At 71.0% G+C, this 11,440-nt stretch carries 8 protein-coding genes; 5 read left to right on the top strand and 3 right to left on the bottom strand.

Annotated features, from left to right (window positions below; translation table 11 throughout):
• Positions 1 to 807: a 4'-phosphopantetheinyl transferase family protein gene (locus LWF15_RS37160; RefSeq protein ID WP_332879959.1), complete on the bottom strand. Its 807-nt coding sequence runs from the start codon at positions 805 to 807 to the stop codon at positions 1 to 3.
• A gap of 113 nt (positions 808 to 920) precedes the next feature.
• On the bottom strand, positions 921 to 1,868 hold the full coding sequence (ppk2, locus tag LWF15_RS34400) for a polyphosphate kinase 2 (RefSeq protein WP_408624618.1): 948 nt from the start codon (positions 1,866 to 1,868) through the stop codon (positions 921 to 923).
• A gap of 472 nt (positions 1,869 to 2,340) precedes the next feature.
• On the opposite strand from ppk2, the gene LWF15_RS34395 reads away from it, so the two are divergent.
• The 3 genes from LWF15_RS34395 (at position 2,341) to gndA (ending at position 6,131) form a co-directional block, all read left to right on the top strand.
• Complete coding sequence (locus tag LWF15_RS34395) at positions 2,341 to 3,789, top strand: hemolysin family protein (protein WP_232815192.1); 1,449 nt, start codon at positions 2,341 to 2,343, stop codon at positions 3,787 to 3,789.
• A gap of 160 nt (positions 3,790 to 3,949) precedes the next feature.
• Positions 3,950 to 4,549 carry a hypothetical protein gene (locus tag LWF15_RS34390; protein WP_232815191.1) on the top strand — a complete coding sequence of 200 codons (600 nt, stop codon included), beginning with the start codon at positions 3,950 to 3,952 and terminating at the stop codon, positions 4,547 to 4,549.
• Between the two features lie 106 nt (positions 4,550 to 4,655).
• Positions 4,656 to 6,131 (top strand): NADP-dependent phosphogluconate dehydrogenase, encoded by a 1,476-nt coding sequence (gndA, locus tag LWF15_RS34385; RefSeq protein WP_232815190.1) that lies wholly within the window; start codon positions 4,656 to 4,658, stop codon positions 6,129 to 6,131.
• Positions 6,132 to 6,179: 48 nt separating this feature from the next.
• On the opposite strand, the gene ilvA is transcribed toward gndA, so the two are convergent.
• Complete coding sequence (gene ilvA / locus LWF15_RS34380) at positions 6,180 to 7,457, bottom strand: threonine ammonia-lyase IlvA (RefSeq protein ID WP_232815189.1); 1,278 nt, start codon at positions 7,455 to 7,457, stop codon at positions 6,180 to 6,182.
• Between the two features lie 180 nt (positions 7,458 to 7,637).
• Between ilvA and LWF15_RS34375 the strand changes: the two genes are divergently transcribed.
• Positions 7,638 to 9,119 carry a hypothetical protein gene (locus LWF15_RS34375; protein WP_232815188.1) on the top strand — a complete coding sequence of 494 codons (1,482 nt, stop codon included), beginning with the start codon at positions 7,638 to 7,640 and terminating at the stop codon, positions 9,117 to 9,119.
• Between the two features lie 164 nt (positions 9,120 to 9,283).
• On the top strand, positions 9,284 to 11,329 hold the full coding sequence (locus tag LWF15_RS34370; RefSeq protein WP_232815187.1) for a S9 family peptidase: 2,046 nt from the start codon (positions 9,284 to 9,286) through the stop codon (positions 11,327 to 11,329).
• The last annotated feature ends 111 nt before the right edge of the window (positions 11,330 to 11,440 follow it).

Genomic DNA, 11,440 nt, shown 5'->3' with positions numbered 1-11,440 from the left:
TCATCCCCCGGCTAAGCCGATCTGCACCTGATGCAGCACGGGCGGCTCGGGCCAGCCCTGTTCCCGCAGCACCGCCACCGCCGCGGCCACGTCCGGGGCCAGGTCCAGGTCGGCCCCGGCCACCCGGCCCACCCCGGCCGGCATCGACGCCGACCAGGTGCCGTCGGTCTCCTCCACCGTGACCACGTCGCGCAGCGGCAGCGACAGCCCGTGCCCGCTGGCCTTGACCGAGGACTCCTTGCGGGCCCAGGTGAACAGCCGCCGGTGCTCACGGTCGGTGCGCCGCTCGGTGGCGGCCCACTCCTGGTCGGCGAAGATCGAGCTGCGCATGGCCTCCCAGTCCACGGTGCGGCCCTGCTCCACGTCCACGCCGACCTGCACCCCGGGGGCGGCCAGCGCCACGATCACGATCTCGCCGGAGTGCGAGAGGTTGATCTCGACCGGTTGGCTCGTCCCACCGGTGCGCAGGTACGGCTTGCCGTGGCCCTGCTCGTCGCAGGAGATGCAGAACGAGCCCAGCTCCACGGCCGGCGGCGGGGTGCCGGTGACGGCCGAGAGCACCCGGCGCAGCAGCGAGTGCGCGGCCAGCCCACGGTCGCGGTCCTCCGGGCGGCGGTAGCGCCCGATCTTGGCCACCCGGTCGGGGTCCAGGTGGGACGTCAGCTCGGACCGGAGCGAACCGCTCAGGTTCCCGACGTCCACCCGGGACCACCAGATCTCCACCTCCGCCCCCACGGGCGCGGGGTGACTCCCCGGCGACGGGATCGCGGTCAGGGCCGACTCCGGTGACGTACGGGCTTCAGACACCCGCACAGGATGCCCTGATCGCGTCCGCAAAGCCACGGAAGGCCGCAATCCGCACGCCAACTGCGGACGCCCGCCCGATCGTCCATCGTTCCCGACAGGCCGGGCCGGACGGCTCAGAGCCGGGGGAAGTACCGCGAAGTGTGCTCACCGTCCTCGAACACGTCGGACGCCGAGCCGACGATCAGCGGGTCGGGGTTGCCCACAACCTCTTTGTCCTTGCCCTCGTAGGGAAAACGGTGCAGCACGTGGCGCATCGCGTTGAGCCGGGCCCGCTTCTTGTCGTTGCTCTTGACCACCGTCCAGGGCGCGTCGGCGGTGTCGGTGTAGAAGAACATCGCCTCCTTCGCCTCGGTGTAGTCCTGCCACTTGTCCAGCGAGGCCAGGTCCATCGGCGAGAGCTTCCACTGCCGCACCGGGTCGACCTGACGGATCAGGAACCGGGTGCGCTGCTCCAGCTGCGAGACCGAGAACCAGAACTTCACCAGCCGGATCCCCGAGCGCACCAGCATCCGCTCGAGCTCCGGGGCCTGCCGCATGAACTCCAGGTACTCCGGGGCGCTGCAGAAGCCCATCACCCGCTCGACCCCGGCGCGGTTGTACCAGGACCGGTCGTACAGCACGATCTCGCCGGCGGTGGGCAGGGTCTGGATGTAGCGCTGGAAGTACCACTCGCCCTGTTCGCGCTCGCTGGGCTTCTCCAGCGCCACCACCCGGGCGCCGCGCGGGTTCAGGTGCTCCATGAACCGCTTGATCGTGCCGCCCTTGCCGGCCGCGTCGCGCCCCTCGAACAGGATCACGACCTTCTCGCCGGAGCTCTTCACCCAGTTCTGCAGCTTCAGCAGCTCGATCTGGAGCAGGCGCTTCTCGGCCTCGTAGATGTCCCGGCGCAGGCGCTCCTCGTAGGGGTAGCCCTCCCGCCAGGTGTCCACCGGGGAGCCCTCCGCGGTGATCAGGACCGGGTCGTCGTCGTCCGAGTCGTCGACGTGCAGGCCCTCCAGCGGCAGACCCTCCAGCGGGGTGCCGCCGCCGGGCACGTGGATCCGCTCCCGGATCTGGGCCATCCGCTCGCTGTCCAGCCCGGCCATCACCTCGGCCACGTCCTGCGACGGGGCCCCGACCTCGGACGGTCCGCTCTCCGGCTGCTCGGTCGCAGGCGCGTTCTCCATCTGTTCCTTCTCCGTTCCTGCTGGCCACGAGGGCCGCGATGCCAGCCTGGCGAGGTTCGCACCGTCCGCTGCGCGGCGAACAGGTCACCGAGGCGAGGTTCACTGCGCAACGGCCAGGTGTTCACCGGTTGTTGGCGACGACTGCTCCGGTCCCAAACTCACCCGGAGTGCCGCGGACGGCAAGAGCAGAATTGAGGACGATGGTGAGCCCCCGGGGCGCATCGGTCACCTCGCGGACACGCAGGGGAGCGGATCGGTCACGAGTTCACGTCAGGATCTGCGAAGAGCCCCGGGAAGCGACATGATCAGCGTGCCGGACGACGAATTCTCACGCTGATCGCATCAGCCCGAAGGAGCCGAGCTCACCATGTGGGTCCAGATCGCGCTGGTCGCGGTGCTGATTCTGATCAATGCCCTGCTCTCGGGCTCGGAGATGGCGCTCGTCTCGCTGCGCGAGAGCCAGGTCAACCGGATGGCCGCGGAGGGCGAGAAGGGCAAGCGCCTGGCCAAGCTCACCGCCGACCCGGACCGTTTCCTGTCGACCATCCAGATCGGCATCACCCTGGCCGGCGCCCTGGCCTCGGCGACCGCCGCGGTCACCCTGGCCCAGCCGCTGATCGAGCCGCTCGGCTTCCTCGGCGGGGCCGCCGACGCGGTGGCCGTCTTCGTGGTCACGGTGATCCTGACCTACCTCACCCTGGTCCTCGGTGAGCTCGCCCCCAAGCGGATCGCCATGCAGACCGCGCCGGGCTGGGCGCTGCGGGCCACCGGCCCGATCAACCTGATCGCCACCCTGGCCCGTCCGCTGGTCTGGATCCTGGTGCGCTCCACCGAACTGGTCGTGCGACTGTTCGGCCTGGACCCGAAGGCGGCCCGCGACGAGGTCTCCGAGGAGGAGATCAAGGACATGATCGCCGCCCAGGAGTCGATCCCCGAGCAGCAGCGCTCGATCATCGAGGGCGCCCTGGAGCTCGACGAGCGCAAGCTCTACCAGGTGCTCGTGCCCCGCACCGACGTGGTCTTCGTGTCCGCCACGCAGGACGCGACCGGGGCCCGGGACCTGCTGATCGAGGCCGGCCGCTCGCGCGCCCCGGTGATCGGTGAGACCGAGGACGACGTCATCGGTTTCGTGCACCTGCGGCAGCTGGTGGCCGGGGTCGGCACGGTCGCCGACTATGTGCGCCCGGCCCTGGTCCTGCCCGACTCGGCCGGGGTGCTGCAGGCCCTGGGCCGGATGCAGCAGCAGCGGGGGCAGCTGGCCCTGGTGATGGACGAGTTCGGCGCGGTGGCCGGGATCGTCACCCTGGAGGACCTGCTCGAGGAGATCGTCGGCGAGATCTACGACGAGTTCGACCTGGACACCGCCCAGGTGGTGCACCGCCCCGACGGCGACGTCGAGCTGAACGGCTCCTTCCCCGCCCACGACCTGCCCGACCTGGGCATCGACCTGGACGCCGGGCGCAGCGCCACGATCGCCGGGATCATGCTGGAGGCGCTCGGCGAGTTCCCGCCCGCGGGCACCGAGACCGTCGTGGGCCAGTGGCGCCTGACCGCCCTGGAGGTCACGCCCCGGGCGATCCTGCGGGTCCAGGTGCATCCGCTCGACGAGGCCGAGCTCAACCAGATCGAGGAGGCCAAGGAGGCCGCCCGCCAGGCCCGCGAGAACCGCGACCTGCCCCCGGCCACCGAGATCGCGGCCCTGCCGGAGGACGCCGAGCCCCCGGCCCGGCCGATCTCCGGCTCCACCGAGGAGGCCCGCCCGGCCGACCTCGACCTCACCCCGACCGATCCCCCGGCCCGCACCGACCGCTCCTGAGCCCGGCGGCGGCCGGCCTGATGCAGAATCCGTGCCGGGCCGGGGCCGCGAGGCGGATTGATATGCATCCGCCGGGTCCGGGATAATTCCAGACGGCCCAGAACCCCCGTTTTGCGGCCGGCTGGACCCGGGTACTGCGGCCGAAAGGGTTGTTGCGCTGATGGCAGGTGAACGGACCGGTCCGAGCACTCCGACGATCGTGTTGATCGCGGTGCTCGCGACACCTGTCGTGCTCATCCTGATCTTCTGGCTGATCGGCAGCGGCGGGGGCGACACCGCCGCCGCCAAGGCCGAGCTGCCGAACCTGGTCGGCAAGGGCCTGGAGTGGGCGAAGGACAAGGCCGACGCCTCCGGCTTCGACGACGTGGAGACGCACGACGCGCTCGGCCGCGACCGGCGCTGGAGCGACGACAAGGACTGGGTGGTCTGCTTCCAGACCCCGGGCGCCGGCTCGCAGGACCCGGAGAAGCCGGTCGAGCTCGGGGCCGTCCAGATCGACGAGAAGTGCCCCTCCAGCGACCAGGCCCTGTACAAGAAGGCCACCACCGAGATGCCCGACCTGAAGAACCGCACGGCCTACATGGCCAGTGAGATCCTCGGCGACAACGCCAGCGTGCGTTTCATCGACCGGGAGGACGGCGACGAGGTCGACGGCAACCTGGGCGACTACCGGGTCTGCTCGCAGGAGCCGAAGGCCGGCGAGACGTTCGACGGGGTCCCGGTCAGCATGCTGGTCGTGGAGTACGAGGAGCGCTGCTGAAATTCCCGTTCTGCCTGGCCCTTTCCGGGCCACCCTCAGGCCTGCCGGGTTCCTTGACCGGTAAGTAGCCTGTCGGGACTGGTTGTCTCGACACCTGAGGAGAACGGTGAGTACGAGCCCGGACACCGATGTCACCAGCAAGACCGGATCCGCCGAGATCGGGGTGACCGGCCTGGCCGTGATGGGCCGCAACCTGGCCCGGAACCTGGCCCGGCACGGTCACCGGGTGGCGGTGCACAACCGCACCCACGCCCGCACCGAGAGTCTGGTCGCCGACCACGGCGACGAGGGCACCTTCGTGCCCAGCGAGTCGCTCGAGGACTTCGTCGACTCGCTGAGCAAGCCCCGCGTCGTCATCGTCATGGTCAAGGCCGGCCCCGGCACCGACGCGGTGATCGACGAACTGGTGCCGCTGCTGGAGGAGGGCGACATCGTCGTCGACACCGGCAACGCGCACTTCGCCGACACCCGGCGTCGCGAGGAGGCCCTGAAACAGCACGGCCTGCACTTCGTCGGCTGCGGGGTCAGCGGTGGCGAGGAGGGCGCGCTGCTCGGGCCGAGCATCATGCCGGGCGGCTCGAAGTGGGCCTACGACCGGCTGGGCCCGATCTTCGAGTCGATCGCCGCCCAGGTCGAGGGCACGCCGTGCTGCACGCACATCGGCCCCGACGGCGCCGGGCACTTCGTCAAGATGGTGCACAACGGCATCGAGTACGCCGACATGCAGCTCATCGCCGAGGCCTACGACCTGCTGCGCCAGGGCCTGGGCGCCACCCCGGCCGAGATCGCGGAGATCTTCCGGGGCTGGAACGAGGGCGACCTGGAGTCGTTCCTGATCGAGATCACCGCCGACGTGCTCAGCCACACCGACGCCCGCACCGGCCAGGCCTTCGTCGACGTGGTGCAGGACCAGGCCGAGCAGAAGGGCACCGGGCGCTGGACGGTGCAGAACGCGCTCGAACTGGGCGTGCCGATCACCGGGATCGCCGAGGCCACCTTCGCCCGCTCGCTGTCCGGGCACGCCGCCCAGCGGGCCGCCGCCCAGCAGGCGTTCGGCTCGGGCGTGAGCGACGGCTGGGTCGCCGAGGAAGACCGGGACGCGTTCGTCGAAGACGTGCGGGCCGCGCTCTACGCCTCCAAAGTGGTCGCCTACGCCCAGGGTTTCGACCACATCCAGGCCGGTAGCGACGAGTTCGGCTGGGACATCGACCGGGGTAGGACGGCCACCATCTGGCGCGGCGGCTGCATCATCCGCGCGCGTTTCCTGGATCGCATCCGCGAGGCCTACGACGACGACCCCCAGCTGCAGAGCCTGCTGGTGGCGCCCTACTTCGCCGACGCGGTGAGCAAGGGCGCCGACTCCTGGCGCCGGGTGGTGGTGGCCGCGGCCACGAACGGCATTGCCACCCCGGCGTTCTCGTCCTCGCTGGCCTACTACGACGGGCTGCGCCGCGACCGGCTGCCCGCAGCCCTGATCCAGGGCCTGCGAGACCTGTTCGGCGCCCACACCTATCGCCGGGTCGACGCCGAAGGGTCGTTCCACACGCTGTGGGCGGGCGACCGCTCTGAGATCGAGTCCTGAGACCTGAAGACGTTTGTGGGCACCCAGGTGCCCACAAACGTCTTCAGTTCAGAGCAAGTAACGGAAAAGTGGGCTGTTCGCCGGGATCTTCTCGATGTTCGGCGGGGACGCCTCCATCCGGGCGAGCAGGGCGGGCAGGTCGGCCGGGCTGCCCAGCTCGACCCCGACCAGCGCCGGCCCGGTCTCCCGGTTGTTCCGCTTCACGTACTCGAACAGCGTGATGTCGTCGTCGGGGCCCAGCACGTCGTCGAGGAATCGGCGCAGAGCGCCGGGTTCCTGCGGGAAGTCGACCAGGAAGTAGTGCTTGCGGCCCTCGTGGATCAGCGCCCGCTCGACCACCTCGGCGTAGCGGCTGACGTCGTTGTTGCCCCCGCTCAGCAGCACCAGCACGCTCGCCTCCGGGTGCGGCCGGACCACCTCGCCCAGAGCGGCGGCGGCCAGCGCCCCGGCCGGCTCGGCGATGATGCCGTCGGCCTGGTACAGCTCGAGCATCTCGCTGCAGACCCGGCCCTCGGCGACGCTCACCACCTCGACCTTGGTGTCGCGGATGATCGGATAGGTGACCGCCCCGGCCCGGCGCACGGCGGCGCCGTCGACGAAACCGTCGATCTCGGGCAGCGTCACCGGCTCCCCGGCCTGCAGCGCGGCCGCCATGCAGGCCGCCCCGGCGGGCTCGACCCCCACCAGCCGTACCTCCGGGTGCCGTTCGGTGAGCCAGGTGGCGGCCCCGGCCAGCAGCCCTCCCCCGCCCACCGGGATGACCACGATGTCGGGCAGCGCCCGGCCGAGCTCCTCGAGCTGCGAGAACGCCTCGGCGACGGCCGTGCCCTGCCCGGCCACGGTCAGCGGATGGTCGAAGGCCGGCACCAGCGTGGCCCCGGTACGCGCGGCATCGGCCACGGCCTCGGCCGCCGCGTCGTCGTAGGTGTCGCCGAGCACCCGGATCTCCACCAGGTCGCCGCCGAGCACGGCGATCCGGTCCCGCTTCTGCCGCGGCGTGGTGCGCGGCAGGTAGACCCGGCCGGACACACCGAGCCGGGCGCAGGCGTAGGCCAGGCCCTGGGCGTGGTTGCCGGCGCTGGCGCAGACCACCCCGGCCGCGCGCGCATCCGGGCCGAGCTGCGAGATCAGGTTGTAGGCGCCGCGCACCTTGTACGAGCGGACCGGCTGCAGGTCTTCCCGCTTCAGCCAGACCTCGCCCCCCGTGCGGGCACCGAGCCGGTCGGACCGCTGCAGGGGGGTGGGGGCCAGAACCTGGGAGAGCCGGTGCCGGGCATCCTCGACGTCGTGCGCCGTAACCGCTGCGGGCTGGGTACCAGTCGCCATGAGGCGCAAGGTTAGGGCCACCTTGCCTGGCCGTGCCGGACCGTCTCAGCGTGTGGCCCTCAGGGTCGTGCACCCGGCGGAAACCCGTCCGCAGAACGGCCCGGTCGGGTGACCCTGGGGTTCAGGTTCCGGCCGGTGCGGTCGAGGGTCTGGGGTCAGGCCACCGGAGGAGACATCGCCATGATTCGCCGCGTCCTCGTCACCGGAACCATCACGCTCACCACCGTGCTGATCACCACCGCCGGGTCGGCCCTCGCCGCGCCCGCGCCGCTTCGGGCGGCCGATACCGCCGCCGCCCCGGAGCTGAGTGTGCAGACGGTGCGGCCCGGTACGTCGTTCACCCTGAGCCCACCGACGGGCTGCCCCAGCAGCTCCGGTGAGCAGGTGGTCTACATCAGCTACACCGACAGCGAGGACACCACCCACCAGCTCGCCTCGATGACCACCGACGAGCTGGGCAACTGGAGCACGGCGAGGCTGCGGCTGCCGGTGGCCGGGCTGGACGACGCCGGCGCCTGGGACGAGCCGGAGGTCGCGACGGGCCCGGGCACGGTCGACGTGACCTGCCTGAACTCGGACTTCGTGGCCGCGGTGAAGTCGCGCGGGGGCTCGTCGGTGATGCCCGGCCAGGTGCGCAGGGCCGTGATCGATCCGCCCCTGCGGGGCCTGGAGGACGATCCCGAGGACCCGGACCCGGGTGAGGACGACGAGAACGTCACCCTCTCCTACGAGACGGTCCCGCTGACCGCGGTCGGCAACCCGGCCCGGATCAAGGTCACCAACGTGGTGGCCAAGCCGGGCGACACGATCTCGGTGGCGCCGGTGGACGTGTGCGCCGCCTCGGCGGACCCGGCCGCCTCCGCCCGGGTCGAGGTGAGCCCGGCGATGTCGGTCCCTGACGACGAGGGTGGCGACGACGGGGAGGGCGGCGACGACGGGGAGGGCGACGAGGAGGAGGACGTCAGCGGTCTCGGCGCGGAGGCGGACCCGGACGCGATCGTCAGCCTGCCTCTCGAGCTCACCGGGGGCACCTGGCCGGCCACCCAGCTGAAGATCCCGGCCGATGCCGAGCTGGGTGACTACGCGGTGACCGTCGACTGCCTGGACTCGGCCCAGGAGGTCAGCAGCCGGTACGAGGCCGTCCCCCTGGCCCTCGGCACGATCAACGCCGCGGCTGCGGTGTGCTCGGCCAAGGGCGCCACGGTGCGGCTGAGCGGCAGCTACCCCAGCGCACTGACGTCGGGTGACGACGAACTGGAACTTCCGGCCACCGTGCGCTTCAAGGGTTCCGGCCCGTGGACGCTGCGGGTCGACTCGGCCCTCACCGGGGCCGCGCTGCTGAAGCAGAAGGTGGCCTGCCCGGAACCGGACTACGAGCTCACCGTGTCCAAGACCGGCCTGTCGGCCTCGGGCGCGGTCCGGGCCCGGGTCTGCAACACCGGTGACGCCTCGGCCCGCGCGTTGCTCCAGGTGGCCGCGAAGGGCAAGAAGTTCGCCACCGTCGACCGGGAGCTGCTCGGTGTCGACGACTGCAGCTGGCTCACCGGCAGCAAGGTGAAGAAGGGCAGCTCGGTCCGCGCTCGGGTGCTGATCGACCCGGAGGGCAAGGGCAGCACCGACCAGGACGTGGAGCACACCTTCAACGTCCGCAGGCCGGAGTGAGGTAAGGCCAGGGCTACCGACGGGGGACGTCGGGCGGCGGCGCCTGGTGCCGGCTCCCATCCCCGGCGTCCGGCGCGGCGGGCCGTCGGCGTCCCCCGCTCGGCTTCTTCCTGGTCCGGACAACTCACCGCACCGTCGCCCAGTGATCGCAGTAGCGTGCGGGCATGAGCGACTCAACGGGTTCCCAGCTCCCCGTCGTGCCCTACGGCGCGTGGCCCTCCCCGATCAGTGCGGCCGATCTGGTCTCGGGCGTCGTGCGCCCGGTCGAGGCCTGGCCCGGCGAGACCGGCACCTGGTGGACCCAGGCCCGGCCGGATCAGGGCGGCCGGGAGCAACTGGTGTTCCGGGCGGCCGACGGCACGATCACCGACGTGCTGGGGCCGGAGTGGAACGTAAGGACGAGGGTGCACGAGTACGGCGGTGCCGCCTGGTGGGTCTCGGGCGACGTGGTGTTCGCCGTGAAGTGGGACGACCAGCGGCTCTACCGGGTCGAGCCGGGCAAGCGGCCGGTGCCGATCACCCCGGTCCCGCCGGCCGAGGCGGCCTGGCGCTACGCCGACGGCCGGGTCACCCCCGACGGCAAGACCGTTGTCTGCGTGCGTGAGTCGCACGAGGCGGGCGAGGTGCGCAACGAGATCGTCGCCTTCCCGGCGGCCCCCGCAGACACCGTCGACCCCACGCCAACGGTGCTGGTCAGCGGGACCGACTTCGTTGCGGCCCCGCGGATCAGCCCGGACAGCCGACGACTGGCCTGGATCGAGTGGCAGCACCCGAACATGCCGTGGGACAGCACTTCTCTGTGGATGGCCGAGCTGGTCGAGGGTGATGTCCTGCAGACCGCCGACGCCCGTCTGCTCACCGGGGCATCCCGGGTCGGCCGCGGCCGGGCCGCCAGTCGCGACGGACAGTCCCTGATGCAACCCAGTTTCGGGCCGGACGGACGGCTGTATGTCATCTCCGACGTGTCCGAGTGGTGGAACGTCTACCGCGTCGAGGAGGAAAGTGGGCAACTGACCCAGATTTTCCCGCTGCACCACGAGGTCGGCCGTCCTGCCTGGGTGTTCGGCGACAGCGACTACGTGGTCGACCGGGATCGCCTGGTCTGGATGACCTACACCGACGACAAGGGCGCCAATCTGGTTCGGGTCAGCGAAGACTCGACGGAGTCCGACGCACTGCCCTTCGTCTCCCTCGCGCAGCTCCGCCTGGCCCCGGACGGATCGCGACTGACCGCCCTGGCGGCCCAGGCCACTGCCGAACTGGCCGTGGTCGAGTTCCGGGTAGGCGCAGACAAGCGTCTGAGCTGGAGCATCCTGAACGAGGTCCCCGACCATCGCCTCGACGCAGCCGGCATCTCCGTGCCCCGGCACGTGACGTTCCCCAGCGTGGGCGGGCGCGATGCCCATGCGCTGTTCTACCCGCCGGCCTCGGCCTCGGTACGCGCCCCTGAGGGAGAGCGCCCGCCGTTGATCGTGACCGTGCACGGTGGACCCACCAGCGCGGCCAGCTCCGCGTTCCGGCTCCAGACCCAGTACTGGACGAGCCGTGGTTTCGCGGTCATCGACGTGAACTACGGCGGCAGTACGGGTTACGGCCGGCTCTACCGCAAGCTGCTCGACGGATCGTGGGGCATCGTGGACGTCGAGGACGCCTGCGCAGCCGCTCTCTGGGTGGCCGCCCAGGGCCTGGCCGACGCCTCGCGTCTGGCGATCCGGGGCGGGAGTGCCGGTGGTTACACAGTTCTGGCCGCCCTGGCCACGCGGGACGTGTTCACCGCCGGAGCCAGTCTGTACGGGGTGGCCGACCTCGGAGCCCTGGCCGAGGACACGCACAAGTTCGAGTCCCGTTACCTCGACGGCCTGGTCGGCCCCTGGCCGCAGGCCAAGAAGGTCTACACCGAGCGTTCGCCGCTGTCACATATCGACGGCTTCGACCGCCCGCTGATCGTCCTGCAGGGCGAGGAGGACGCCGTCGTCCCCCCGGCACAGGCCGAGATGATCGTGGCCGCGCTGGCGGGGAAGCAGGTGCCCCACAGCTACCTGCTCTTCCCGGGGGAGCAGCACGGTTTCCGTAGGGCCGAGAACATCATTCGGGCGTTCGAGTCGGAGCTCTCGTTCTACGGCCAGGTCTTCGGGTTCGAACCGGCCGGCCTGAGTGAACCGGTGCGGATCCGGCATGCCGAGAACCTTCCTCAGCGCTCGGCGCGTTGAGGTCACGGTTGCGGCGGTAGAGCGCCTTCTACCGCCGCAACCTTCACGGCGTCTTGGTCAGTGGCAAACGCAGTGATGGCGGCCCGCGCCGTCTCCAAGCTTTTGCTTGAA

The organism is Kineosporia rhizophila (assembly GCF_021277265.1).
Classification (GTDB): domain Bacteria; phylum Actinomycetota; class Actinomycetes; order Actinomycetales; family Kineosporiaceae; genus Kineosporia; species Kineosporia rhizophila.
This window is presented reverse-complemented; position numbering and strand designations above follow the sequence as displayed.

What these genes read in the sequence shown, in the direction of transcription:
- ppk2 (WP_408624618.1), bottom strand. Translation starts at nt 1,868, where the DNA reads ATGGCCCAGATCCGGGAGCGGATCCACGTGCCCGGCGGCGGCACCCCG.
- LWF15_RS34395 (WP_232815192.1), top strand. Translation starts at nt 2,341, where the DNA reads ATGTGGGTCCAGATCGCGCTGGTCGCGGTGCTGATTCTGATCAATGCC.
- LWF15_RS34390 (WP_232815191.1), top strand. Translation starts at nt 3,950, where the DNA reads ATGGCAGGTGAACGGACCGGTCCGAGCACTCCGACGATCGTGTTGATC.
- ilvA (WP_232815189.1), bottom strand. Translation starts at nt 7,457, where the DNA reads ATGGCGACTGGTACCCAGCCCGCAGCGGTTACGGCGCACGACGTCGAG.
- LWF15_RS34375 (WP_232815188.1), top strand. Translation starts at nt 7,638, where the DNA reads ATGATTCGCCGCGTCCTCGTCACCGGAACCATCACGCTCACCACCGTG.
- LWF15_RS34370 (WP_232815187.1), top strand. Translation starts at nt 9,284, where the DNA reads ATGAGCGACTCAACGGGTTCCCAGCTCCCCGTCGTGCCCTACGGCGCG.